The 24,637-nt window shown below is 70.3% G+C and carries 16 protein-coding genes; 3 read left to right on the forward strand and 13 right to left on the reverse strand.

The window, feature by feature from the left end:
- Nucleotides 1-5: 5 nt before the first annotated feature.
- The 6 genes from GXN78_RS18085 to GXN78_RS18110 all read right to left on the reverse strand — a co-directional run bounded on the left by GXN78_RS18085 (nucleotide 6) and on the right by GXN78_RS18110 (nucleotide 5,873).
- Complete coding sequence (locus tag GXN78_RS18085) at nucleotides 6-209, reverse strand: hypothetical protein (RefSeq protein ID WP_106554913.1); 204 nt, start codon at nucleotides 207-209, stop codon at nucleotides 6-8.
- Between the two features lie 181 nt (nucleotides 210-390).
- Nucleotides 391-1,815 carry a sigma 54-interacting transcriptional regulator gene (locus tag GXN78_RS18090; RefSeq protein WP_106554912.1) on the reverse strand — a complete coding sequence of 475 codons (1,425 nt, stop codon included), beginning with the start codon at nucleotides 1,813-1,815 and terminating at the stop codon, nucleotides 391-393.
- Nucleotides 1,812-2,429 carry a hypothetical protein gene (locus GXN78_RS18095; protein WP_239142753.1) on the reverse strand — a complete coding sequence of 206 codons (618 nt, stop codon included), beginning with the start codon at nucleotides 2,427-2,429 and terminating at the stop codon, nucleotides 1,812-1,814. Before GXN78_RS18095 ends, GXN78_RS18090 begins: the two co-directional genes overlap by 4 nt.
- Before the next feature lie 74 nt (nucleotides 2,430-2,503).
- Nucleotides 2,504-3,931, reverse strand: coding sequence for an ATP-binding protein (locus GXN78_RS18100; protein ID WP_106554910.1), 1,428 nt, complete (start codon nucleotides 3,929-3,931; stop codon nucleotides 2,504-2,506).
- Nucleotides 3,931-5,310 carry a tRNA (N6-isopentenyl adenosine(37)-C2)-methylthiotransferase MiaB gene (miaB, locus tag GXN78_RS18105; RefSeq protein WP_106554909.1) on the reverse strand — a complete coding sequence of 460 codons (1,380 nt, stop codon included), beginning with the start codon at nucleotides 5,308-5,310 and terminating at the stop codon, nucleotides 3,931-3,933. The genes GXN78_RS18100 and miaB overlap by 1 nt, the downstream gene beginning before the upstream one ends.
- An 89-nt stretch (nucleotides 5,311-5,399) precedes the next feature.
- Nucleotides 5,400-5,873: a hypothetical protein gene (locus GXN78_RS18110; RefSeq protein ID WP_239142754.1), complete on the reverse strand. Its 474-nt coding sequence runs from the start codon at nucleotides 5,871-5,873 to the stop codon at nucleotides 5,400-5,402.
- A 211-nt stretch (nucleotides 5,874-6,084) separates the two neighbouring features.
- Between GXN78_RS18110 and GXN78_RS18115 the strand changes: the two genes are divergently transcribed.
- Nucleotides 6,085-7,347, forward strand: a complete 1,263-nt coding sequence (locus GXN78_RS18115; protein ID WP_106554908.1) for an efflux RND transporter periplasmic adaptor subunit — start codon at nucleotides 6,085-6,087, stop codon at nucleotides 7,345-7,347.
- Between the two features lie 58 nt (nucleotides 7,348-7,405).
- Nucleotides 7,406-10,561, forward strand: a complete 3,156-nt coding sequence (locus GXN78_RS18120; protein ID WP_106554907.1) for an efflux RND transporter permease subunit — start codon at nucleotides 7,406-7,408, stop codon at nucleotides 10,559-10,561.
- 157 nt (nucleotides 10,562-10,718) lie between these two features.
- Here the strand turns inward: GXN78_RS18120 and GXN78_RS18125 are convergent, their stop codons facing one another.
- On the reverse strand, nucleotides 10,719-11,162 hold the full coding sequence (locus GXN78_RS18125; protein WP_106554906.1) for a VOC family protein: 444 nt from the start codon (nucleotides 11,160-11,162) through the stop codon (nucleotides 10,719-10,721).
- A 98-nt stretch (nucleotides 11,163-11,260) separates the two neighbouring features.
- Between GXN78_RS18125 and GXN78_RS18130 the strand changes: the two genes are divergently transcribed.
- Nucleotides 11,261-12,196, forward strand: a complete 936-nt coding sequence (locus GXN78_RS18130) for a LysR family transcriptional regulator (protein ID WP_106554905.1) — start codon at nucleotides 11,261-11,263, stop codon at nucleotides 12,194-12,196.
- On the opposite strand, the gene GXN78_RS18135 is transcribed toward GXN78_RS18130, so the two are convergent.
- From GXN78_RS18135 to GXN78_RS41290, 6 genes are all read right to left on the reverse strand, one after another.
- Nucleotides 12,193-13,140 carry an alpha/beta hydrolase gene (locus GXN78_RS18135; protein WP_164255529.1) on the reverse strand — a complete coding sequence of 316 codons (948 nt, stop codon included), beginning with the start codon at nucleotides 13,138-13,140 and terminating at the stop codon, nucleotides 12,193-12,195. The two genes, GXN78_RS18130 and GXN78_RS18135, sit on opposite strands and share 4 nt — an antisense overlap.
- Nucleotides 13,133-13,939, reverse strand: a complete 807-nt coding sequence (locus GXN78_RS18140) for an alpha/beta hydrolase (RefSeq protein ID WP_106554903.1) — start codon at nucleotides 13,937-13,939, stop codon at nucleotides 13,133-13,135. Before GXN78_RS18140 ends, GXN78_RS18135 begins: the two co-directional genes overlap by 8 nt.
- The gene (locus GXN78_RS18145) at nucleotides 13,936-14,652 is read right to left on the reverse strand and encodes a 4'-phosphopantetheinyl transferase superfamily protein (RefSeq protein ID WP_106554902.1); all 717 of its coding nucleotides are present in this window, start codon (nucleotides 14,650-14,652) and stop codon (nucleotides 13,936-13,938) included. Before GXN78_RS18145 ends, GXN78_RS18140 begins: the two co-directional genes overlap by 4 nt.
- An 11-nt stretch (nucleotides 14,653-14,663) precedes the next feature.
- Nucleotides 14,664-19,676: a non-ribosomal peptide synthetase gene (locus GXN78_RS18150; protein ID WP_106554901.1), complete on the reverse strand. Its 5,013-nt coding sequence runs from the start codon at nucleotides 19,674-19,676 to the stop codon at nucleotides 14,664-14,666.
- Nucleotides 19,673-21,850 carry an aminotransferase class III-fold pyridoxal phosphate-dependent enzyme gene (locus GXN78_RS41285; RefSeq protein ID WP_239142755.1) on the reverse strand — a complete coding sequence of 726 codons (2,178 nt, stop codon included), beginning with the start codon at nucleotides 21,848-21,850 and terminating at the stop codon, nucleotides 19,673-19,675. Before GXN78_RS41285 ends, GXN78_RS18150 begins: the two co-directional genes overlap by 4 nt.
- Before the next feature lie 116 nt (nucleotides 21,851-21,966).
- Nucleotides 21,967-24,618 carry a type I polyketide synthase gene (locus tag GXN78_RS41290; RefSeq protein ID WP_239142756.1) on the reverse strand — a complete coding sequence of 884 codons (2,652 nt, stop codon included), beginning with the start codon at nucleotides 24,616-24,618 and terminating at the stop codon, nucleotides 21,967-21,969.
- Nucleotides 24,619-24,637: the final 19 nt, after the last annotated feature.

Here is a 24,637-nt window from a genome sequence, read left to right on the forward strand (position 1 = left end):
GCGACTCACCCCCGTTGCTTGTCGACGGAAGGCGTGTCGCCGATTGCCGGAAAGCGCTTGAAGACGCAGTCCGGTGCCGCACCGCCGGCGCTGGCCAGGCCGGCCGGCGGATGACCCGCGGCACGGGACCGCGAGAGGGAAAACTGCTTTTGACGCAGGCCGTCGCGCTGCGGACGCAGTGCGAAAGATGGGCTGGTAAGTGCTGTCATGCCCTCATAAGGGCAAACCCCGTGCCAGCCTGGAAAAACCCTTTCAGATCAATCGCTTAGCGCGATTTCGCGGCGCCGGGATCGGCTTTTGAGGTCTAAAGGCCTCCAAAACCCCCGAATTTGTCGCCGAATCCCGACAAGGCTTGTGAACGGGCGGTTAATTCCCAACGAAATCAAGCACTTAGGGCCGTCGCTCTTCGGCGACAGCATCGCCGCCCGGCGACACGGCATCGGATTTGAAGTGCCCGGCAGTGAGCCCGTTCTTCTGTAGCAGGCGATAGAACTCCGTGCGGTTGCGGTCCGCCAGGCGTGCCGCGTCGGCCACGTTGCCGTCGGTCAGCTTGAGCAGGCCGACCAGGTATTCGCGCTCGAAGCGCTGCTTGGCCTCGGCATAGGTCTGGACTTCGACGCTGGGCGAGCGCAGCGCCCGCTGCACCAGCGCCAGCGGGATCAGCGGCGAGCTCGACAGGGCGCAGACCTGCTCGACCACGTTGAACAGCTGGCGCACGTTGCCCGGCCAAGACGCCATGGTCAGTGCCTTCAGCGCCTCCGGCGCGAAGCCCGACAGGCGCTTGCCGTACTTGCTCGAAAGCCGGTGCAGGAAATGGTTGGCCAGTAGCGGAATGTCCTCGCGCCGCGCCGACAGGGGCGGCAGCTGGAGTGTCACGACATTGAGACGGTAGTAGAGGTCTTCGCGGAACTGCCCGGCCTCCATCGCGGCATCGAGGTCGCGGTGGGTGGCGGAGATGATCCGCACATCGACCTCGATCGACTGGGTCGATCCGACCGGCCGTACCGCGTGCTCTTGCAGCACCCGCAGGAGCTTGACCTGCAGGGCCGGCGGCATGTCGCCGATCTCGTCGAGCAGCAGGGTGCCGCCGTCGGCCTGCTGGAACAGGCCCTTGTGATTGGCGACCGCGTCGGTGAAGGCGCCCTTCATATGACCGAACAGCTCCGACTCCAGCAGCGCCTCCGGGATGGCGCCGCAGTTGACCGCCACGAAGGGCTTGTCGGCGCGCGCGCTGGCGCGGTGGATGGCGCGGGCCAGCAGCTCCTTGCCGGCGCCGCTGTCGCCGCGCAGCAGCACGCTGGCGTCCGACTTGGCCACCATCCGGGCCTCGGCCAGCAGCTCGGCCATGCGGTTGCTGCGGCTCACGATCTCCGAGCGCCAGCTCTCGTCGCCGACCTTGCCGCTGCTGGGTGCGGGCGCGCCCAGCGCCAGGGCCTGCGCGATCTTGTCGAGCAGCTCGCGCGCGTCGTAGGGCTTGGTGAGGTAGGTGAAGACGCCGCGCGCGGTGGCCTCGACCGCGTCGGGGATGGTGCCGTGCGCGGTCAGCAGGATCACCGGCAGCGTGGGATGGCGCTTGCGGATCTCGTCGAAGAGCTGAAGGCCGTCGCGGCCGGGCAGGCGCACGTCGCTCAGCACCAGCTGGGGATGTTCGATCTCGAGCTGCGTCAGCGCCGATTCGGCCGATGTCACGGCCGTGACCTGATAGCCGGCCCCCGTGAGCCGCATCGACAACAGGCGCAGCATGTCCGCGTCATCGTCGACCACCAGCAGGCGGGCGCCGGGCGGGTCCTTCGCGGAGCCAGGGGCGGTGTTCATGGTGCAGGCTTGGGTGCCGCCGGCGCGACGGGCGGCGGGTTGTTGGGACGCGAGAAGCTGCGCTCGATCGCCCGCAGCGCCTCGATCCGGTCGGTCAGCTGGTCGATGCGGCGCTGGCTGTCGCGCAGCTGCTGCGCCTGGCGCTCGCGGTCGTCCTCGACGCGGCGCTGCTCCTGGTAGCGCGCGGCCAGAAGTCGGGCCAGCGGATGCAGCGCCTGGGCCTCGTTCGCCGGGTTGGCGATCACACGCTGCAGCAGGCCGAGCGCGCGCGCGAGATCGGCCGGAGAGCGGGTCTGCGCCAGCAGCATCGCCAGCTGCATCTGCACCAAGGGCTGCTCGCCCGGCTCGCCCAGGCGCGAAATCTCGTTGGCGAGTTCGTTGCCGCCCAATGGACGCACCTTGTCGGCGTACACGAGCAGGGCGGCCACGGGACGCGCGGAGCGTGAAGACAGGCTCACCACGTGCCGGCGCCATCCCGGCTTCCACCGGCTGCACGATGCCGGCGGCGGGGGCGGCGGCGGGGGTAGAGCACCGGTCGACGGCTCCTGCGTCGTGCCGGCGGCCGGACGGCGCGGCGCGTGCGGCGGCAGCAGCGGCATGACGACCACGGTCATGGCGAATGCGGATCTGCGAGCGATCGAACTGAAGAACATGGGTCGGAGAAAAACGCTTGAAGCGGGGGCGGTGGTCAGGCGGAGCGCGGCAGCTCGATGCGAAAGCGCGCCCCGGGTCCCTCGGGCAGCAGCGTGATGCGGCCGCCATGAGCTGCAATGTACTCCTGCACGATCGACAGCCCGATCCCGGTGCCCTTGACGGCATGCTGGGGTTGGCGCTCGCCGCGGTAGAAAGGCTCGAAGATGCGGTCGCGGTCGCCCTCGGCGATGCCCGGGCCCGCGTCCTGGATCTCGATGCTGGCGGTGTCCGGCGTGCTCGACACGGTGATCGCGATGGTGCCGCCGCGGGCCGAATAACGGATGGCGTTGGACAGCAGGTTGGCCAGCGCCGTGCCCAGCTTCACCGGGTCCACCACCACCGCGAGCGGCTCGCCCTCGGCCCGCACCGCCAGCCCGTTGGCCTGCCATTGCAGGCGCTGGGCCTCGATCTGCTCCTCGATCAGCGGCAGCAGCGGCGTGCGCTGGCGACGCAGCTCGCGCGCCTCGAAGGCCGCCGCGTTGAAGCGCAGCAACGCCTCGATCTGGCCCTGCAGCGCGACGGTGTTCTGCTGCAGGATCTGCGCCACCTCGCGCTGCGCCGGGTTCAAGGCGCCGGTCACGCCGTCCTCCAGCAGCGACACGCCTTCGCGCAACGCGGCCAGCGGGGTCTTGAGCTCATGCGAGACGTGGCGCAGGAAGCGCGCCTTGTCGGCGTCCAGCTCGGTCAGCCGCAGCCGCAGCCACTCGAGCTGCTGCGAGATGCGGCGCACGTCGGCCGCGCCGCGGATGTCGATCGGCTCGTCCAGCCGGTTCTCGCCCAGCCCGACGATGGCGCGCTGCAGCCGCTTGAAGGGCCGTGCCAGCCAGACGCCGAAAGCCAGCGCGAGCGCCACTGCCACCGCGCTGGCGGCCAGCACCTCGCGCATCAGCCGCCGGCGCGCGTTCTCGATGCGCTGCGCCAGCGCGTTGTTCTGCGTCTCGATCAGGATCTGGGCCTGCTGTGCGATGTTGGTGTTGAGCGCGTCGAGGTCGCGGAACTGCATCGCCATCGAGCTTTCGCGCGCGAGCGCGGTTTCCGGCGCACCGCTCATCAGCCCTTCGATCACGGCCAGCTGGCCGCGCCACAGGTCGAGGCCGGTGGAGGGCAGGCCGTTCGCGCCCAGGCGGTCGAGGGCGTGGTTGGCGTCGCGCGCTGCGTCGTCGAAGCGGCGGCGCAGCACCGCGTCGTTGAGCACCAACGACTGGCGCCCGGCGCGCTCCATGGCGGCGCTGCGCTCGGCCAGGGACTGCGCCGCGCCCGAGAGCGTGAGCGCGCGGCCCGCGGCATTGCGGCTCTGCGTCATCAGCACGTCGTACTGGAACACCGAGCGCAGGGCCACGCCCACCAGCAGCGCGGTGATCAGCAGGAACGCGAACAGCAGCAGTTGTTGGAACGAGCCGCGCGCCGACTTCAGGCCCGCCATCAGGCCGAGGCCAGCGCGGCCGGGGCGGCCGGCGACGGGGTCGATTCGGCGGTCGGCACCTCGCCGCGCAGGGAGTAGGCCAGCGAGCGGGTGATGCGCACGTCGATCATTTGGCCGACCAGTCGCGGATCGCCTTCGAAGTTGACCACGCGGTTGCACTCGGTGCGGCCCATCAGCTCGTTGGCGTCCTTGCGCGAGCGGCCTTCGACCAGCACACGCTGGGCCGTACCCACGAGGGCCTGGCCGAAGCGCTTGACATTGGCGTCGATTACCGCCTGCAGCCTTTGCAGCCGCGCGAGCTTGACCGCATGCGGCGTGTCGTCGTGCAACTGCGCCGCCGGCGTGCCGGGGCGCGGGCTGAAGATGAAGCTGAAGCTGTTGTCGAATTCCAGCTCGTCGATCAGCTTCATCATCTTGTCGAAGTCGGCGTCGGTCTCGCCCGGGAAGCCGACGATGAAGTCGCTGGAGAGCGAGAGGCCGGGGCGGATGGCGCGCAGCTTGCGCACCGTGCTCTTGTATTCCATCGCCGTGTAGCCGCGCTTCATCGCCATCAGGATGCGGTCGCTGCCGTGCTGCACCGGCAGGTGCAGGTGGCTCACCAGCTTGGGCACGCGGGCATAGGCCTCGATCAGCCGCGGGGTGAATTCGTTGGGGTGGCTGGTCGTGTAGCGGATGCGCTCGATGCCGGGAATCTCCGCGATGTACTCGATGAGCAGCGCGAAATCGGCGATCTCGGCCCCGTCGCCCGTGCTGCCCATGCGGCCGCGGTAAGCATTGACGTTCTGGCCCAGCAGCGTGACCTCGCGCACGCCCTGGTCGGCCAGGCCGGCGATCTCGACCAGCACGTCGTCCAGCGGCCGGTTCACCTCTTCGCCGCGGGTGTAGGGCACCACGCAGTAGCTGCAGTACTTGGAGCAGCCTTCCATGATCGATACGAAGGCGGTCGCGCCCTCGACCCGTGCCGGCGGCAGGTGGTCGAACTTCTCGATCTCGGGGAAGCTGATGTCCACCTGCGGCTGGCCCGCACGCTCGCGCTCGTGCAGCAGCTCAGGCAGGCGGTGCAGGGTCTGGGGGCCGAAGACCACGTCGACGTAGGGCGCGCGCGCGATGATGGCCGCGCCTTCCTGGCTGGCCACGCAGCCGCCGATGCCGATCTTCACGCCGCGCGCCTTGAGGTGCTTCACGCGGCCGAGGTCGGAGAACACCTTCTCCTGCGCCTTCTCGCGCACCGAGCAGGTGTTGAAGAGGATCAGGTCGGCCTCTTCCACGTTGGTGGTGGGCTCGTAGCCCTCGGCGGCGTGCAGCACGTCGGCCATCTTGTCCGAGTCGTACTCGTTCATCTGGCAGCCGAAGGTCTTGATGAAAACTTTGGGGGGCATGGGGTGGGCTCCTTGGAGGGCCGTCGGAAAGCGGAACGCCGGACGTGAAGGGCAGGCGCCCCTCCGCGTCCGGTCACCGGATTCGAGGATTACTGGCCGTAGCGGGGCAGCTGGTCGAACGGCGTCTTGCCGTCGTCGCGCGGGCCGGTGTCGGCCACGAAGGGCCAGAAGTTCAGTAGCGGCTTCTCGGCCGACTCGCGCTTGGCCTGGGCTTCCTCGGGCGTGAGGATCCAGACCTCGCTCACCATGCCGGCGGCGTCGCGCTTGTAGTTGACCAGCAGGTTCTGGCCGGTGAGGTTGGACGGCATCACCAGCATCTGCTGGGCGCTGCGGATGCGGGCACCGGGCGAGAGCCGCTCGGGCTGGCCGTCGAGCTGGATCTCGGGCGAATTCACGACCATGAAGCGCCCGCGCAGGGTGCCGATGGGAAAGTTGCGGCCGCCGAGCGCGGCCTCGTTCTGGGTCTGGGCCGGCTCCTGCGCGGCAGCGGGCGCCAGAACGGCGCACAGTGCTACCAAAATGAGAGCAAGCCAGGGAGGGTTGCAGCGGTTCATGGTGTTCATCCAGAGGCTGTGGGGCAGCGGCGATTCTAGCGGCCGCCTCCCACACGCCGCGGCGAACGGAGCGCCTTCCGTGCGGTGCTTCATATTCGCTTTACTTATCTTTACGGCACCGATGGACGGCAGTCCCACACCCCTGATCCAATAGCTGTTGTCAGGCAAAAGTGCGCCTCGATGAACCGTGGCCGGCTTTCTACCCCATCCAAAAGCGCTCATGAACAAGAAACTCGTCCTCGCCCTCGCGGGTGTGCTGATCCTGACCGCGGCCGGCGCCTGGCGCTGGGCCGGGAACAGGACCCAGGGCGTGGCACAGACGGGCGCACCCACCGCCGGCAGCACCGCCGCGCCCGGCAAGGGCGCCGGGCCGGGCGCCGGCGCAGCGGCCCTGGTCACGCTCGCGGCGGCGCAGAAGCAGGACGTGCCGGTCACCGTGCAGGTCAACGGCAGCGTGGTGTCGCTCAACAGCGTGGAACTGCGCCCGCAGGTGACGAACACCGTGCGCGAGGTGCATGTGAAGGAAGGCCAGTTCGTCAAGCAAGGCCAGTTGCTCTTCACGCTCGACGACCGCCCCGACCAGGCCAACCTCGCCAAGGCCCGCGCCCAGCAGCAGAAGGACGAGGCCATGATGGCCGACCTGGAGCGCCAGTACCGCCGCAGCCAGGAGCTGGTGGCGCAGAACTTCATCGCCAAGGCCGCCGCCGACGCGACGCTGTCGCAGTTGGAGGCCCAGCGCGCCGCAGTCGCCGCCGACAAGGCGGCGGTGCAGTCGGCGCAGGTGGCGCTGGGCTACGCCACGCTGCGCGCACCGATCGCCGGGCGCATCGGCGCGGTCAACATCTATCCGGGCACCCTGGTCCAGCCCACCCTGACGCTGGTGACCATCACCCAGCTCGACCCGATCGCAGTGAGCTTCCCGGTGCCCGAAGGCAAGCTCCAGGACCTGCTGGCCGCCGCGCGCTCGCACACGCCGGTCGAGGCGCTGGTGAGCGGACGCAAGACGCCGATGAAGGGCACGCTGAACTTCGTCGACAACACGGTCGACCCGATGATCGGCACCGTGCGCGCCAAGGCGGTGTTCGACAACGCCGACCAGGCCCTGTGGCCCGGCCAGTTCGTCGAGACTCGCGTGACCGTGCGCAGCCTAGAGGGCGCCACCGTCATCCCCGCAGCCGCCGTCATGATGCTGGCCGAGGGCAACTCGGTCTACGTGGTCGACGCCGAGCACAGGGCCGCGCGCCGCAAGGTCGAGACCTTGCACACCTTCGGCACGCAGGTCGCGGTGCGCGGCGTCGAGCCCGGCGAGCAGGTGGTGATCGAGGGCAAGCAGAACGTGCGTCCGGGCGGCAAGGTGCGGCTCGACAGCGCCGCCCCGCCGCAACAGCGCCCCAACGGCAATGCGCCTGAGGCGACGCCGGGCAGCGCGGCCTCCGCCACGCCCGGCAACGCCAGCGTGGTCGCGGAGCGGGAGCGGACGTGAGCCGCACGGCCGCTCCGAAGGCGAATAGCACCGCAGCCCGCAGGGCGGAGGTTATCCAATGAACATCTCCGAGCTCTGCATCCGTCGTCCCGCGATGACGGTGCTGCTCTCGGCCGCCGCGGTGGTGGCGGGCATCTTCGCCTACTTCCAGATCCCGGTCGCGGCACTGCCCAGCTACAATACGCCGGTCATCAACGTCAATGCGCAGCTGCCGGGCGCCAGTCCCGACACGATGGCCTCCTCGGTCGCGCTGCCGCTGGAGAAGCAGTTCTCCACCATCCCCGGCCTTTCGACCATCAGCTCGGTCAACACCCAGGGCGTGAGCTCGATCACGCTGGAATTCGTCAGCAGCCGCGACATCGATGCCGCCGCGGTCGACGTGCAGGCGGCGCTGCTGCGCGCGCAGCGCCAGCTGCCGGTCGAGCTGACGCAGATGCCCTCGTACCGCAAGGTCAACCCGGCGGATGCGCCGGTGCTCTTCATCTCGCTGGTCTCGCCCTCGATGACGCCGTCGGAACTCAACGACTATGCCGAGAACCTGATCTCGCCCACGCTCTCCACCATCGACGGCGTGGCCCAGGTCGCCGTCTACGGCCGCAAGGCCTTCGCGGTGCGCGTCAAGGCCGATGCCGACCTGCTCAACGCCCGCAACATCACCCTCGACGAGCTGGCCAACGCGGTGCGCCTGGCCAATGCGAACACCCCCGTGGGCGTGCTCGACGGCCCGCGCCAGACGCTCACCATCCAGGCCAACGAGCAGATGCTCAAGGCGGCCGACTTCGCCAAGGTGATCGTCGGCCAGCGCAACGGCGCCCCGGTGCGGCTGGACGAGGTGGCCACCATCGAGGACAGCTTCGAGTCCGTCAAGACTGCCAGCAGCTTCAACGGCGAGAGCTCGATCTCGCTGGCCGTGCTGCGCCAGCCCAATGCCAACACGGTGCAGGTGGTCGACGCGGTGCGCGCGCTGATGCCGCGCTTCCGCGACGAGCTGCCGCAGTCGGTCGAGATCAACATGGTGAATGACCGCTCGATCTCGATCCGCGAGGCGGTGCACGACGTGCAGCTCACTCTGATGGGCACCGTGCTGCTGGTGGTGCTGGTGATCTTCCTGTTTCTGCACCGCGTGGTCGCCACGCTGATTCCCGCGGCCACCATCCCCATCTCGCTGATCGGCGCCGTGGCGCTGCTCTACGCCTTCGGCTACAGCCTGGACAACGTCTCGCTGCTGGGCATCACGCTGGCGGTAGGCCTGGTGGTGGACGACGCCATCGTGGTGCTGGAAAACATCATGCGCTACGTCGAGAAGGGCATGGAGCCGATGGCGGCCGCGCTGCGCGGCTCGCGCGAGGTGGGCTTCACCATCGTGTCGATCTCGATCTCGCTGGTGGCGGTGTTCATCCCGATCTTCTTCATGCCCGGCGTGATCGGCCTGCTGTTCCACGAATTCGCCGTGGTGGTGGGCCTGGCGGTGATGGTGTCGGCCGTGGTCTCGCTCACCCTGGTGCCGATGCTCGCGAGCCGGCTCCTGCGGCACCAGCCGCGTGAAGGCGGCGTGGCCGAGGACCACGAGGAAACGCATCCCGAGCCCGGCACCGCGATCGGCCGCGGCTTCGAGCGCGGCTACCGCTGGGTGCACGGCAACTACATGCGCACGCTCGACTGGACGCTGCACCACCGCAATCTCATGCTGGGCCTGGCGGCCGCGACCTTCGCGCTCACGGCCTGGATGTTCATCAGCATCCCGAAGGGCTTCTTCCCCGAGGAGGACATCGGCCAGATCCAGATCACGACCGAGGCCGCCGAGGACATCTCGTTCCCCGCGATGAAGGTCCTGCAGGACCGCGTCGCCGATGCGCTGATGGCCGACCCGAGCGTGGCCTACGTCAACTCCTTCATCGGCGTCGGCGGCCCCACCGCCACGCAGAACGCCGGCCGCCTGTTCGCGGTGCTCAAGCCGCGCGCCGAGCGGCCGCGCATGCCGCAGGTGCTGGAGCAGCTGCGCAGGCGCTTCCGCGAGATCCCCGGCGTCGCCGTCTACATGCAGCCGGTGCAGAACCTGCGCCTGGGCGGCCGGCAGAGCAAGGCGCGCTTCCAGTACACCCTGCAGAGCGTGAACGCCGGCGCCATCACCGAGTGGGCCGAGAAGCTGATGGAGCGCATGCGCGCCGAGCCGGAGTTCCGAGACGTCACCAGCGACTCGCAGAACCGCGGCCTGCAGGCCACGCTGGAGATCGATCGCGACAAGGCCGGCGTGCTCGGCGTCGCCGTCGGCGATCTGCGCACCGCGCTCTACAACGCCTACGGCGACCGCCAGATCGGCAGCATCTACGCGCCCAGCAACACTTACCAGGTGATCCTCTCGGCGGCCGACGACGACCGCCGCTTCGAGGAAGACATGTCGCGCCTGTCGGTGCGCAACAAGGCCGGGCAGCTCGTACCGCTGTCGGCCTTCTCGACCGTCAAGCGCACCGTCGGCCCGACCTCGGTCAACCACCAGGGCCAGCTGCAGGCCGTGACGGTGTCCTTCAACCTGGCGCCCGAGGTGCCTTTGGGCAACGCGACGGCGAAGATCGATCGCTTCAAGGCCGAGCTCAAGGTCCCGCCCTCGATCATCACCAGCTACGGCGGCGACGCGGCCGTGTTCCAGAGCTCGCAGGCCAGCCAGGCGGTGCTGCTGGTGCTGGCGGTGCTGGTCATCTATGTGCTGCTGGGCGTGCTCTACGAGAGCTACATCCACCCGCTCACCATCCTCGCGGGGCTGCCCTCGGCGGCCGTGGGAGCGCTGCTCTCGCTCAAGCTTTTCGGCTTCGACCTGACGCTGATCGCGACCATCGGCATCCTGCTTTTGATCGGCATCGTCAAGAAGAACGCGATCATGATGATCGACTTCGCGCTGGATGCGCAGCGCACCCAGGCCATGCAGCCGGTCGACGCGATCCGCGAGGCCTGCCGCCTGCGCTTCCGCCCGATCCTGATGACCACCTTGGCCGCCCTGATGGGCGCGCTGCCCCTCGCGCTGGGGCTGGGCGCCGGCGCCGAGCTGCGCCAGCCGCTGGGCGTGGCGGTGGTCGGCGGGCTGCTGTTCTCGCAGGTGATCACGCTCTACATCACGCCGGCCATCTACCTGGCGCTGGACCGCTACAGCGGGAGCGGGCCGATGCAGGAGCTGCCGGGGGAGAAGGTCGGGCACGCTGCGGCTGGATCTGCCGCCTGAGCGCGCATTCCGGTCTGACTCCCTCTCCCTCTGGGAGAGGGCGGGGGTGAGGGCACCGACCCGTCGATCAGCCACAGCGCGAAGTCAAATGCCCGCTGCTACGCGCTGGTCCTGGCTCATCCGGCCCAGTCTCCTCCCGACAGACTCGTCGCCTGCTTCACTTCGCGAACAACCGCCCGATATCGGCGAAGGCCTTGAGCTCCAGCGCATTGCCCGAGGGGTCGAGGAAGAACATCGTCGCCTGCTCGCCCGGCTCGCCCTTGAAGCGGATGTACGGCTCGATCACGAATTCGACGCCGTGCGCCTTCAGCCGAGCCGCCATCGCCTCCCAGTCGGGCATCGGCAGCACGATGCCGAAATGCCGCACCGGCACGCCGTGCCCGTCGACCGCATTGCGCTGCGACGCGCCGGTCTCGCCCGGCGCGAGGTGGGCCACGATCTGGTGGCCGTAGAAGTTGAAGTCCACCCAGTCCTCCGCACTGCGGCCTTCGGGGCAGCCCAGCAGCTCGCCGTAGAACCGGCGGGCCAGCACCAGGTCATGCACCGGGAAGGCGAGGTGGAACGGGGACAGCAGGGCGGGGTTGGTGGTCGGCGTGAGCATCGCGCGGGCTGGTGTGGAGGAGGATGCGTGATCCTAGGGGCGAAAGAGAAGAAAGAAAATCAATATATATTTGCCCGAAGCATCAACAGAATTTGTGAATGATCCGCGAGCTGAAGACCCTCATTGCCGTAGCCCGCGAAGGCACCTTCGCCGCCGCCGGCCAGAAGATCGGCCTGACGCAGGCGGCAGTCAGCGCCCAGATGCAGCGGCTGGAGACGGAACTCGGCTTCGTGCTCTTCGACCGCACCGGCCGCTCGGCGCGCCTGAATGCGATGGGCCACGAGACGCTGGCGCAGGCCACGGAGCTGATCGGGCTCTACGGCCAGCTGGGCTCGCACCACGCCGCCTCGCGCGCGGCAGAGGTGCTCCACATCGGCGCGATCGCGTCCGCGCAGCGTCTGCTGTTGGCCGAAGCGCTGGCGGCCTTCCACCGGCAGGCCCCGAGCTGCCGTACGCGCGTGCTGCCCGGGGTGTCGATGGAGCTGCTCAACCGCGTGGATGCCGGCGACATCGACATGGCGGTCATCATCCGCCCGCCCTTCGCGCTGCAAAGCGACCTGCGCTGGACCACGCTGGCCCACGAGCCCTTCAGACTGCTGGTTCCGCGGCGGGTCGAAGGCGACGACTGGGCGGCGCTGCTGTCCCGCCATCCATTCGTGCGCTACGACCGCTCGTCCTTCGGCGGCCGGCAGGTCGATCGCTTCCTGCGCGCGGCGCACGTGGACGTGCACGACATCTGCGAGCTTGACGAGCTGGACGCCATCGTGGCCCTGGTCGCCAAGGGCGTCGGCATGGCCCTGGTGCCGCAGACCGCCACGCACCGGCGCTGGCCCGCATCGGTCCGCGCGATCGACCTGGGCCGCCACACTTTTTATCGCGACATCGGGCTGGTGAATCGCGGCAGCCGGCCGCTGACCGGACCGGCCGGCCTGCTTGAGAAGCAGATCTGCGCCGCCTACGAATTCAGGGGAACGCCTGCCGGCACCTCGGCCGAGGGCAAGCGCCGCAAAGAGCGGCCGGGCCCGGGCGCCTAGATCACCGGATCCCGCTGCAACGCCACCGCCGGCCTGCTGCTGGCGAACTGCCCGCCGCTGCGTGCCGCGGCCGCGGCATGCGGCGCCGAGGCCGCTACCGCGCCCTGCGACACGCGCAGCGCCCAGTCGCACACCACCTCCATGAAGATCCGCTGCGATTCCATCGAGGTCAGGCTGTGGTCGATCTCGCCGATGAAGCGGTACTCGAAGCGCTGCGTGAAGGCCTCGTTCGCGAAGGGGCCGAGCTGGTCGCGCTTGCGGTCGGTCACGTGCATGGTGCCGGTGTAGAACAGCAGCACTGCAACGTTGCGCTCCGCGACCTGCGTCATCGAGCGGCGGAACACCGCGGCCGTGACCTCCGGCGGATCGGGCTCGAAGATGTGCGGCGCAGCCGCCGCTGCCGCCTTGGCGGAGAACTTGCGCTGCAGCCAGCGCGCCGTCTTGCCGATCACGGCCGGGTTGGTGGGCGCTGCCAGCGCGCGGCGGAATTGCCGCTCCAGCTGCGCGCGCCGGCCGGGGAAGGCATAGCCGTCGAACATCAGCAGGCCCACCACGCGGGAGTCGGCCACCGCCAGCGACAGGCCGTTGGTCGCGCCGGAGCACAGGCCGATCACGATGAAGCGGCGCACGCCCAGCATGGTCTGGATCAGGTTCATGGCCGCCTGCAGGTCCAGCACCGCCTGCGTGAGGAAGTGCTCGGAGCCACTGGCCGGGCCGCTGTCGCCCAGGCCCGCGAGGTCCATGCGGATGCAGCTGATGCCGCGCCCCGCCATCTCGCGCGCGAGCTTGACGTTGATGCGCCGTGGCCCGATGCGGTGGTTGGCGCCCATGTTGAGCATCAGGCAGGCCACCGGCGCGAGCGGCCCTTCGGCCGGCGTGGTGATGATGCCGATCAGCGAGCCGTCGGGCCCGAACTGGACAGGTGTCTCTTTGTAGTCACTCATGTATTGCCGCCAGCAGTCTCTGCAGCGCCTCCGTGGGAACCATCGCATTATTGGGGTGCGGATCGGACGTCCATATCAGGGGATGCGCGAAGGCCGAAGCCCGCACCGGCATATGGCGGGCCGTCTCCTGGGCCGCCCATTGTTGAGCCGCATGGTCCTCGGCATCGGCCAGGACGACTGTCTCGTGCAGCGCGGTGAGCTGCAAGGTGGCCGGCGCGAGCGCGCGCATCTGATCGCGCATCAGCGGCGACACGCCGAAGCCGAAGATCTCTTCGGTGAAGGCATCGGCGTCCCGGGCCAGCTGGCGCCGCCAGGCCGGATCGGGCACGCAGAAGGAACGCTCCAGCGCATCGACATGGCCGGCGCGCAGTGTCTCGAGGTAGCGCGCGCCGTCCACGATCGGGTCCCACAGGATGAGCCGCGCCGGATCGCAGCGGCCGCTCTTGGCCGCCATCACCGCCAGCGTCGCGCCCAGGCGCGCGCCGAGCCAGATGATGCGCCGGGCGCCGGTGCGGCGTCGCAGCTCCTCATGCGCGGTGCAGACGTCGCGCCGCCAGCCCTCGAGGTCGCCGTCGGTGTCCTCGCCGGGCGAGTCGCCGCTGCCGTGGTAGTCGAAGCGCAGCACCGCCACGCCGGCCCGCGCGAGCCGGTCGGACAGCACGCGGAACAGCCGGTGCCCACGCACGGCCTCCTGGCCCAGGGGCATGCAGATCAGCACCGCGAGCTTGCCGTCGCGCTCGGGTGCGTGGAAGAGCCCGAACAGCTGCCTGGAGGCCGGGCCGAAGAGCATCGGGGTCATGCGTAGATCTCGTTGTCGACCAGGGGCCGGCACGCCGCCGCAGCCGGCCCGCAGGCCAGCACGCGAGCCACGGCGCACAGCGCTCCCTGGACATCGTGGAAAGAGGACAGCGCGAGGCGCGCAACGCCGTCCGCCGCGTCGATCTTCACTTCGCGCGCATCGGGCGCGACGCCCACCTCGAAGCTGCGCGTGTCCACCGACAAGCCCATGCCGGTGGCCTTGAGGCAGGCCTCCTTGCGCGTCCAGCAGCAGAGGAAGGCGCGGTCGCGCGCCTCGGCTGGCAGCGCCCCCAGCGCACGCCGCTCGGCGGCGGTGAAGTAGGTCTCGGCCAGGGCCTCGGCGTCGGGCATCGGACGCAGCAGCTCGACGTCGGCGCCCACCTCGGCATCGTCGCAGACCGCGATCAGGCCCAGCGACTGGCTGTGGCTGAGGTTGAAGCGCAGCCCGCCGTGCTCGACCAGGCTCGGCTTGCCGAAGGGGCCCAGCGCGAACTCCAGCATCGAGGCCGGGATGCCGCATTGCGCGGAGAGCGTCTCGCGCAGCGCCGCATGGGCCGCGATGAAGCGGTTGCGATCGCGCTTGAAGACGAAGCGCCGTGCGCGCTCCCATTCCGCTTCCGAGAGCGAAGCCACGGCCTGCGGCGCCGGCGTGGCGTCCAGGTCCACCTGCCACAGGCGGCAGTGCATGGAGGAGGGGAGCTGCACGGTCGTCATGGCGCTTTCCTTCAGCCCTTGCGGCCCCAGCCCAGCACGCGGCCGAGCAGCCCGCCGCGCTTGGCGCCGCTGTCGGCGGCCTCGGCGGAGGTCGCCTCGATCGCCGTTCCCGCTGCGGCCGAGGCCAGCTGCCCCAGGCTCTCGAACACATAGCGCCGCGGCTCCACGCGGAAGCCCATCACCTGCTCGGCCTGCTGCACCACGCGCATCGCCAGCAGCGAGTCGCCGCCAAGGTCGAAGAAGTTGTCGTTGGCGCGGATGTCGTTGACGTCGACGGCCAGCGCGCTGGCCCAGATCTGCGCCAGCTTGGCCTGCTCCGGCAGGAGCAGCACCGGCTCTGCCTGCGCCGGCCGCGCAGCCACGGTCTCGGCCGCACTGGGCGCCGGTGCCGCGCCGGCAGCCAGGCGCTGCAGGTAGACCGCGCTGTCCGAGCCTTCCGGCGAGGAGATCGCCGCCAGCGTCGCGTCGGGCTGCTGGGCCACCTGGCGCAGCAGCTCCATGTAGCGCTCCTTGAAGGCGGCGCCGGTCTCGCGCTGGTAGATGTCGGCGTTGTAGACCACGGCGCCTTCGAGGCCCTGGGGCTTGTCCATCAGCCAGATGCCGAGGTCGTCGGTGGCGCCGCGCTGCGGCAGGTGCATCTGCCGGTGCGCGAGGCCGCCGATGTCGCGCGGCCGCTCGCGGGCGTCCTGGAAGGAGAACAGCGCCTGGTACAGCCCCACGCCCTGGGCACGCTCCACGAATTCGGGCTCGCTCACGAGGCGCTCGAAGGGAATCTGCTGGTGGCTCATCACCGCGATCAGCTCCTGCTTGACGTAGCGCATGAACTCGCCGAAGCGCAGGGTCGAATCGACCTGGAAGGACAGCGGCAGCACGTTGTTGAAGAAGCCCATCACCGGCTCCAGCTCGGGCGCCTCGCGGCCGCGCACCGGCGTCGCGATGACGATGGCGCGGCTGTCGATGATGCTGCTCATCATCAGGATGTAGATGCCCAGCGTCAGCATGTTGAGCGTGACGTCGTTGCGCTGGCCGATCTCGCGCAGCCGCTCGGTGAGCGCTTTGTCGACGTTGATCCAGTGCGCGCCGCCCTGGCCGCTCATGCCGGCCTTGCGCGGCATGTCGGTGCGCGGAGCCTTGGGCGTGGGCGAGTTGGCGAAGCGGTCCTTCCAGTAGCGCAGCTGCGACTCGAACTCGGGCTCGGTCAGCCACTTTGCATACCAGTCGGCGTAGTCGCCGTGGGTCACGGCCAGCGGCGGCAGGCCGTGCTGCTCGCCGCGCACCAGGGCGCCGTAGATGGTCGAGAGCTCGCTCTGCAGCACGTCGAAGGACCAGCCGTCCCAGACCAGGTGGTGCGGCACGAACACGAAGGCGTGGTCGTTCTCGGCGATGCGGAACAGCGCCGCGTGGAACATGGGCGCCTGGTGGATGTCGATCGGCCGCTCGGCCAGCGCGTGCATGCGCTCGACCAGCTCGGCCTCGCGCTGGTCTTCCGGCAGCGTGCCCAGGTCGAAGACGGGCAGCTCGTAGTTCACCTTGCTCGCGATCAGCGCGGCGGGCTCGCCGGTGGCCGGGTCGGGTCCGATGGCGGTGCGCAGCGAGGGCTGGCGCTCGATGATCATCGCCAGCGCGGCCTTGAACTTCTGCACGTCCAGCGGCCCGCCGAGGCGGTGCGCCGAGGGCGCGTTGTAGGTCGCCCGGCCCGGGTGCAGCTCCTCGACGAAGCGGATGCGCTCCTGCATCGGCGTGAGCGGCGCGCTGCGGCGATCGGCCCTGTGCGCGATCGGCGCGCTGCGCGGCGCGTTGCTGCCGTTCAGGCCCTCGATGGCGGCGGCCAGGCGCTCGGCGGTCGGCGCCTCGAAGAGCAGGCGCAGCGGCACCGTCAAATTCAACTCGCGGCTCAGCAGCGTCGTCAGCCGCGCCGCCAGCAGCGAGTGGCCGCCCAGCGAGAAGAAGTCGTCGCGGATGCCCAGGCCTGGCAGGTTGAGCACGCGCTCCATGGTCTGCAGCACCAGCGCCTCGCGCTCGTTGCGCGGAGCGAGGCGCTCGCCCGCATCCTGGTGCGTGGCGCTGGGCTTGGGCAGGGCCTTGCGGTCCACCTTGCCATTGGGCAGCAGCGGGATGGCGTCCAGCGGCACCACGTGCTGCGGCACCATGTACTGCGGCAGGCGGCTGCGCAGGTGGCGGTCGACTGCGGCCAGGTCCACGGTGGCGCCCGGCGAAGGCGCCAGGTAAGCCACCAGGCGCACGTCGCCCGGCTGGTCCTCGCGCGTGATCACCACGCTGCGCGCCACGCCCTCGAGCTCGTTGCAGCGGGCCTCGATCTCGCCCAGCTCGATGCGGTAGCCCCGCACCTTCACCTGGAAGTCGAAGCGGCCCATGTGCTCCAGCAGGCCGTCGTTGCGCCAGCGGCCACGGTCGCCGCTGCGGTAGATCAGCGTTTGCACGCCATCGATCGACGTGGTGACGAAGCGCTCGGCCGTCAGCTCGGGGCGCTCCAGGTAGCCCAGGGTCACGCCCAGGCCGCTGATGCAGATCTCGCCCGGCACGCCGATGGGGCAGGGCTGCAGGTTGGCGTCGAGGATCCAGACGCCGGTGTTGGCCATCGGCTTGCCGATGGAGACGCCGCGCGCCGCCACGATCGGGCGCTCCATGCGCCAGACGGTGGACCACACAGTGGTCTCGGTCGGGCCGTAGAGGTTCCACAGCTCGCTGGTGCGGTCCATCAGCTCGAGCGAGAGCTCGGCCGGCACCGGCTCGGCGCCGATCCAGGCGCGGAAGCCGCGCGGGCCGGACCACTGCGCATCGAGCAGCAGGCGCCACATGCCGGGCGTGGCCTGCAGGATGGTGATGGCTTCGGATTCGAGCGTGGCGCGCAGGCGGTTGCCGTCCATCGCGACCTCGCGCTGCACGATCACGATCTCGGCGCCGGCGGCCAGCGGCAGCATGACCTCGGGCACCGCCATGTCGAAGGACAGGGTGGTGACGGCGGCGAGCCGGTCATCCGGGCCGATGCCGGGCTCGCGCTGCATGGTCTGCATCAGGTTGGCGACCGCGCGGTGCGGCACGCACACGCCCTTGGGCTTGCCGGTGGAGCCGGAGGTGTAGATCACGTAGGCCGTGTCTTCGGCCTGCGCATCCTGCGGGCCGGGCGGCAGCGCCGTGGCGGGCTGCTGGAGCCAGGCCGTGTCGCGGTCGAGCAGCAGCACGCGGTCGGCCGCATCCTCGCGCCAAGCCTTCGGCGCGGCGGCGATGGTGGACGAGGTCAGCAGCAGGCCGAGCTTCGCATCCTCGGCGTAGTAGTCGAGCCGGGCCTGCGGGAAGGCCGGGTCCAGCGGCACATAGGCCGCGCCGCTCTTGAGCACCGCGAGCAGGGCCACGAACATGTCGAAGCCGCGGTCCAGGCACAGGCCGACGCGATCGCCGCGGCCCATGCCGCGTGCACGCAGCGCATGGGCCAGGCGGTTGGCGCGCTCGTCGAGCTCGCGGTAGTTCAGGCGCTGGGCGCCGTCGCGCAGCGCGGGGCGCGCGGGCTGCGAGGCCGCATGCGCCAGGAAGCCCGCATGCATCAGCGGCGCGCCTTCGATCGGCGTCGGCGCCGGCTGCAGGGCCGCCAGCGCGTGCGCCTGCTCGTCCGACAACAGCGCGAGCCGGCCCACGGGCTGCGAAGGCTGGCGCACCACGTGGCGCAGCAGCTGCTCGTACATGCCCAGCCAGCGGCGCACGGTCGCGTCGTCGTAGAGGTCGGCGTTGTATTGGGCCTCCATCTGCATGCCGCCCACCACGGGCGTGATGTTCAGGAACAGCTCGAAGTTCTCGTAGCGCCGGCCGATGGTGCTCTGCTCGACCTTGAGCTCGGGGAAGTTGCCGTCGTTGGGCGCCGCATCGCGGTCGACGTTGAACAGCACGTTCACCAGCGGCAGGCGGCTGGGGTCGCGTGGCACCGGCAGCTTCTTGAGCAGCGCGCCGTAGCCCAGGGTCTGGTGCTCGAAGGCGTCGAGCAGGGTGCTGCCGCAGGCGCGCGCCAGCTTGTCGAAGGGGGCCTGCGCATCGACCGCGACGCGGATCGGCAGCAGGTTGACGCAGTGGCCCACCAGCGAGGGCATGTCGCTCGGCATCTGGCCAGCGGCGGCGATGCCGACCACCAGGTCGTCCTGCGCCGTCAGGCGGTGCAGCATGGCCGCGAAGGCGCTGAACATGGTGGCGAAGAGGCTGGTGCCGGTCTTGGCGCCGAACTTGCGCAGGCCTTCGATCAGGTCCTGGTCCAGCACCTGGTCGATGCGGTAGGCGTTGAAGGTGCGCACCGGCGGACGCGGGCGGTCCAGCGGCAGCTCCAGCACCGGCAGGCTGCCGCCGGCGTAGCGCGCGAGCCAGTAGCCGATGTGGGCGTCCATCTCGGGGCTGTTGGCCTCCTGGACCTCCCAGGTGGCGTAGTCGGAATATTGGGCGGCCTGCTCCAGCGCCGGCCCGGCGCCGGTCTGCTCGGCATAGAGCGCGCCCAGGTCCTGGCTGATCACGCCCCAGGACCAGCCGTCGCAGATCGCGTGGTGGGCGCTCAGCACCAGCACATGGTCGATGGACGAGAGGCGGTAGAGCGCGGCGCGAAACAGCGGGCCGTGCTCCAGGTCGAAGCGCTCCAGCACCACGGCCACGCCGTCGTCCTCCAGGCGGCGCTTCTGGGCGGCCGGATCGAGCGTGCCCAGGTCATGCTCCACCAGCGCGACCGGGGCCGGCTCGCCGATCAGCAGCTGGGTGCCGTCCGGCGAGATGGTGGCGCGCAGCGACTCGTGGCGCGCGACCAGCCGGTCCAGCGCCAGCGTCAGCGCGGCCGTGTCCAGCGCGCCCTTCAGGCGCAGGCGCATCGACTCGTTGTAGGCCAGCGAGGACTCGGGGCTGAGGCGATCGCCGAGCCAGACCTCGCGCTGCGCCTCGGTCGTCGGAACGATGCGCTCGATCAGGCCCGAGGCAAAGGGATCGAAGTCCTCGGCGGCGTCCTCGTGGGACAGGGTGGCGACGGCAGCGTTGCTCATGCTTGGTACTTGGTGAACTTGCCTTGGGCCTTGGGGTCGGGCACGAACCAGGCGGGCTGCCCGTCTTTGTCCCGTCCGAGGCGTGCATTCGGCGTAGGAGGATGCGCCGGATCCAGGGCCATCTTCGGCGCGGCGCGGCGCGGGAGCAGCTCGGCTTCCTGCATCTCGGCGATCGATTCCTTGAAGGCCGACTTGATGGTCGCGATGTCCTGCTGCGAATGCGCGGTGGTCATGAAGCAGGGGAAGTTGTCCAGGATGTGGACGCCGCGGCTGCGCATCATCGCGAACAGCAGGTCCTGCAGCGGATGGTCTTCCAGCCAGCTCACGCGCCACAGCGACGAGAAGTAGCGGATCTCCAGCGGCGCGCCGACCTCGCGGCAGAAGGCCGTGAGCTCGTCGGCCATGGCCGCGGTGTGCAGGTTGAGCTGGGTCTGCAGCTTGTTGTTGTCCTGCTTGAGGTGTTCCAGCGCGGCCTTGGAGGCGGCCAGCGCCAGCGGATGGCGCACGAAGGTGCCGGCGAAGTAGGTCACGCCCACGGTGGGCACCGAGTCGTCGCCGTACTGCCAGGGGCCGCCGTCCAGCGCATCCATGTAGGTGCGCTTGCCGGCGATCACGCCGACGGGCATGCCGCCGCCCAGCACCTTGCCGTAGGTGGCGAGGTCGGCGCGGATGCCGAACAGCGCCTGCGCTCCGCCCAGGTCGCAGCGGAAGCCGGTGATGACCTCGTCGAAGATCAGGCAGGTCTCGGACTTCTCGGTGATGGCGCGCACCTCGCGCAGGAACTCGCGCGGCTGGAAGTCGGGCCGGCGGCTCTGCACCGGCTCGACCAGCACCGCGGCCAGGTCGTCGGCGTTGGCGCGGATGAACTCCAGCGCCTCGGGCGTGCCGTAGTCCAGCACGCGCACGTCGCCGAACATGCCCTGCAGCACGCCGGGCGCGGCCGACATGCCCTTGGCGCTGCGGCCGGCGCGCACCAGCACCTCGTCGAAGGTGCCGTGGTAGGAGCCGGTGAACAGCACCACCGTGCTGCGGCCGGTCACGGTGCGCGCGATGCGCAGCGCCGCCATCACGGCCTCGGAGCCGGTGTTGCACAGGCCCGCGCGGTCGAAGCCGGTGAGCTCGCACAGGAGCCTCGTCACGTCGGCGGCCAGCGGATGCTGCGGGCCGATCTCGTAGCCCAGCTCGAGCTGCTTCTTCACCGCCTCGTTGATGAAGTCCGGCGTCCAGCCGAAGAGATTCATGCCGAAGCCGTTGAGCGTGTCGACGTACTCGTTGCCGTCGATGTCCCACATCCGCGAGCCCTTGGAGCGCTCGATCACGATCTGGTAGGTGATCTCCTTGGTGGCCGGGCGGAAGCCGTTGACCACGCGCGGGTCGGCCATGTGCGCCCGGTTGTGCTCGGTGAAGGCCTTGCTCTTCTTCGTGCGCTCCACGTAGCGGCGCATGAAGGCGGCCAGCCGCGCCTTCTGGCGCTCGGTGGGCTCCTTGCTCTGCGTGTGGATGCGCGCGATGGCGCCGAAGGCCTTCTTGACGTCGTACTTCGGCGCCGGGACCGGCTCCTCGGCCGCCGGTTCGGGCGTGGTGTTGGACGCCGTGGCCGCGGCGGTGGCCATGGGCGTGGGTTGCTCCACCGCCGGGACCGGCAGCCCCAGGCTGACCGGCACCGTCGGCGCCGCCGACAGCAATACGAGTTGCTGTTGCATCAGTTGCATCTGTTGCGCGATGACCTGCTGGACCAGGCTGCCGCCGGGCGCCGCGGCCATCGGCACGGGCTGCAGGACCTGCACCGCCTGCAGGGCCGGCATCGCTGCCGCCGGCACGGCCGCCACCGCCTGCTGCGGCGCCACGGCCGCGGGCATCGCCGCGGCGACCGGCGCCGCGGGTGCTGCCTCGGGCGGCAGGGTGGCATCGAGGAACTCGGCCAGCGCGTCGAAGCTGCGATAGCTCTCCATCAGCTGGCGGAAGGTCAGGTTGACCTTGAAGGTCTTCTTGACCTGCAGCGCGGCCTGCGTGAGCGTGAGCGAGTCCAGCCCGATCTCGACGAAGGGCGCGGACCCGTCGACCTCGGCCATGTCGGCACCGGAGAGATTCTCGAACAGCTCGCGCAGGCGGGTGACGAGCGAGGCGCGGCGGGCGGGCGGCGCGGATGTGGCGGCTGCAACAGCAACAGTCATGGACAACTCCGGGATCGGTGAGGGCGGAACGGCGGGGGGAGGTAAACGCCGCAAGCGCGACCGGTGCCGGCGATGCGATGTCGGGGAGAAGCTGCTTGCGCTCGAAGGCGGCAGTTTCAGGTGGGCAGGCGCACGCGGTGCTTGCGCGCGCGCCGGTCCAGCGGCGAAAGATCGATCTCGGCGCCCTGCGCCCAGAGCCGGCCGGCGGCCAGGCGCCAGGCGGCGCATTCGCTCGCGGGCTGGTCGGCCAAGAGCGAGACGGCGGGCGCGGGCTGGGCCTTGGTCGCATGCTGGCGCACCAGCGTGGCCAGGGTGTTGCGCGGGCCGAGTTCGATGAAGAGCGGATGCGCGAGCTGGGCCAGCACCTCGCGCACGGCGGGCGAGAAGCGCACCGTCTCGCGCAGGTGGCGGGCCCAGTAGCGCGGGTCGGTCGCTTCCTCGGCCGTCAGCAGGCGGCCGGTGAGGGTCGAATAGATCGGCAGGCGCGGCGCCGACAGCGCGAGTTCGCCCACCAGCGCCTCGAAGGGCGCGACGGCCGGTTCCATCATCGCGGAGTGGAAGGCATGCGAGGTCTGCAGCGCCTTGGCGACGATGCCCTTGGCTTCCAACGCGGCGCGCAGCTGCTCGATGGCTTCGGCCGGGCCGGCGGCGACGGAGACCGCGGGGCCGTTGTCGGCGGCCAGCGAGATGCCTTCGGGCAGGAGCGGCAGCAGCTCGGCGGCGGCCATGCGGACGGAGAGCATGATGCCCGCCGGCTGCGCCTGCATCAGCGCGCCGCGGCGTGCGACGAGGCGGGCCGCGTCTTCCAGGCGCATCACGCCGGCCAGCACGGCGGCGGCGAATTCGCCCACGCTGTGGCCGATCATCGCGACGGGCGTCACGCCCAGCGACATCAGCTGGCGGGCCAGCGCGTATTCGAGCGCGAAGGTGGCGGGCTGAGTGACCGAGGTGGGCGACAGCGCGGCGGCGTCGTTCGAGGCGATGCGCTCGCGCAGGTCGTAGTCCAGCACGCCTTCAAAGGCCGCGAGGCACTCGTCGAAGGCGGCGCGGAACACCGGTTCGGCTGCATGCAGCGCGAGGCCCATGCCGGCGTACTGCGCGCCCTGGCCGGGGAACATGAAGACCGGCTGCGGCATCCAGGCCGGCGCGGCGGCGCCGGCACGCGCCGGGGAATCTGCGGTGCGCAAGGCGGCCACGGCTTCGTCGATGGAGCCGGCGACCACGCAGGCGCGCTGGGCGAAGGCCTTGCGGCCGACGCGCAGCGTGTGGGCGACATCGGCCAGCGAGAGATCGCGGTGGGCGTCGAGATGCTCGGCCAGCTGGGCCGCGGCGGTCGCGAGCGCGGCCGGCGAGCGGGCCGACAGCATCAGCAGCTGCGGGCCGCTGGCGGGGTCGGAGGGCTCGCGCAGCGGCGCCTCTTCCACGATCACGTGCGCATTGGTGCCGCCCACGCCGAAGCTGCTGACGCCCGCGCGCCGCGGCGCGGCCTCGCGCGGCCAGGGGCGCAGCTGGCTGTTGACGCTGAAGGGCGTGGCGTCGAAGTCGATGGCCGGGTTCGGCGCCTCGTAGTGCAGGCTGGCCGGGATCGCCTCGCTGTGCAGTGCGAGCGCGGTCTTGATCAGCCCCGCCGCGCCGGCGGCGGTGACCATGTGGCCGACGTTGCTCTTGAGCGAGCCGATGGTGCAGAAGCCCTTGTCGGCCGTGTGCGCCGCATAGGCGCGCACCAGGCCCTCGACCTCGATCGGGTCGCCCATAGGCGTCGCGGTGCCGTGCGTCTCGACGTAGGAGATGCTGCGCGCGGGCACGCCGGACTGCGCCAGCGCGGCCTCGATCACCGCCGCCTGGCCGTCCACGCTGGGCGCGGTGAAGCTGGCCTTGGCGCCGCCGTCGTTGTTGACGGCCGCGCCGCGCAGCACGGCATAGATGGTGTCGCCGTCGGCAATCGCGTCGGACAGGCGCTTGAGCAGCACCACCGTCGCGCCGTCGCTGAAGACGGTGCCCTTGGCCTTGGCATCGAAGCTGCGCGTGTGGCCGTCGGGCGAGAGCATCGAGCCCTCGTTGTAGAGATAGCCGCTGCGTGGCGGGCAGGTCACCGAGGCGCCGCCGGCCAGCGCCATGCGGCACTGGCCGGTGCGCAGCGCATGGAAGGCCTGGGCCACCGCCACCAGCGAGGTCGAGCAGGCGGTGTGCACGCTGACGGCCGGGCCGGTGAGGTTGAGCTTGTTCGCCACGCGGGTGGTGATGTAGTCCTTCTCGTTGGCCAGCATCACCTGGAAGTCGCCCACCATCTCGACCAGGTCGGGCCGCGTGGCCACGTGGCGCTGGAAGTAGGTGGCGTTGTACATGCCGGCGTACACGCCGACCGGGCCGGGCGCCTGGTCGGGCGCGTAGCCGCCGCGCTCCAGGCATTCCCAGCAGATCTCGAGGAAGACCCGCTGCTGCGGGTCCATCAGCTCGGCTTCCTTGGGGTTGATGCCGAAGAAGGCGGCGTCGAAGTTTTCGATGCCGTCGAGCACGCCGCGGGCGCGCACATACAGCGGGTCGGCGCGCAGCGCGGCGCTGACGCCGGCGTCCAGCATCGCATCGTCGAAGAAGCTGATCGACTCGCGACCGGCCATGAGGTTGTCCCAGAACTGCTCGACGTCCGCGGCGCCCGGGAAGCGGCCGGCCATCGCGATCAGGGCGACGGCTTCGCTGTCGTTGCGGGCAACAGGGCGGGCGGGCGCAGGTTCGGCGGGCACCGGCACCGGCACCTCGGCGGCCTGCATGTCGGCGGCCAGCGCAGCC

Source organism: Variovorax sp. WS11, assembly GCF_010499245.1.
Lineage (GTDB): Bacteria > Pseudomonadota > Gammaproteobacteria > Burkholderiales > Burkholderiaceae_C > Variovorax.

What these genes read in the sequence shown, in the direction of transcription:
- GXN78_RS18085 (WP_106554913.1), bottom strand. Translation starts at nt 209, where the DNA reads ATGACAGCACTTACCAGCCCATCTTTCGCACTGCGTCCGCAGCGCGAC.
- GXN78_RS18090 (WP_106554912.1), bottom strand. Translation starts at nt 1,815, where the DNA reads ATGAACACCGCCCCTGGCTCCGCGAAGGACCCGCCCGGCGCCCGCCTG.
- GXN78_RS18095 (WP_239142753.1), bottom strand. Translation starts at nt 2,429, where the DNA reads ATGACCGTGGTCGTCATGCCGCTGCTGCCGCCGCACGCGCCGCGCCGT.
- GXN78_RS18100 (WP_106554910.1), bottom strand. Translation starts at nt 3,931, where the DNA reads ATGGCGGGCCTGAAGTCGGCGCGCGGCTCGTTCCAACAACTGCTGCTG.
- miaB (WP_106554909.1), bottom strand. Translation starts at nt 5,310, where the DNA reads ATGCCCCCCAAAGTTTTCATCAAGACCTTCGGCTGCCAGATGAACGAG.
- GXN78_RS18110 (WP_239142754.1), bottom strand. Translation starts at nt 5,873, where the DNA reads ATGAACACCATGAACCGCTGCAACCCTCCCTGGCTTGCTCTCATTTTG.
- GXN78_RS18115 (WP_106554908.1), top strand. Translation starts at nt 6,085, where the DNA reads ATGAACAAGAAACTCGTCCTCGCCCTCGCGGGTGTGCTGATCCTGACC.
- GXN78_RS18120 (WP_106554907.1), top strand. Translation starts at nt 7,406, where the DNA reads ATGAACATCTCCGAGCTCTGCATCCGTCGTCCCGCGATGACGGTGCTG.
- GXN78_RS18125 (WP_106554906.1), bottom strand. Translation starts at nt 11,162, where the DNA reads ATGCTCACGCCGACCACCAACCCCGCCCTGCTGTCCCCGTTCCACCTC.
- GXN78_RS18130 (WP_106554905.1), top strand. Translation starts at nt 11,261, where the DNA reads ATGATCCGCGAGCTGAAGACCCTCATTGCCGTAGCCCGCGAAGGCACC.
- GXN78_RS18135 (WP_164255529.1), bottom strand. Translation starts at nt 13,140, where the DNA reads ATGAGTGACTACAAAGAGACACCTGTCCAGTTCGGGCCCGACGGCTCG.
- GXN78_RS18140 (WP_106554903.1), bottom strand. Translation starts at nt 13,939, where the DNA reads ATGACCCCGATGCTCTTCGGCCCGGCCTCCAGGCAGCTGTTCGGGCTC.
- GXN78_RS18145 (WP_106554902.1), bottom strand. Translation starts at nt 14,652, where the DNA reads ATGACGACCGTGCAGCTCCCCTCCTCCATGCACTGCCGCCTGTGGCAG.
- GXN78_RS18150 (WP_106554901.1), bottom strand. Translation starts at nt 19,676, where the DNA reads ATGAGCAACGCTGCCGTCGCCACCCTGTCCCACGAGGACGCCGCCGAG.
- GXN78_RS41285 (WP_239142755.1), bottom strand. Translation starts at nt 21,850, where the DNA reads ATGACTGTTGCTGTTGCAGCCGCCACATCCGCGCCGCCCGCCCGCCGC.
- GXN78_RS41290 (WP_239142756.1), bottom strand. Translation starts at nt 24,618, where the DNA reads ATGCAGGCCGCCGAGGTGCCGGTGCCGGTGCCCGCCGAACCTGCGCCC.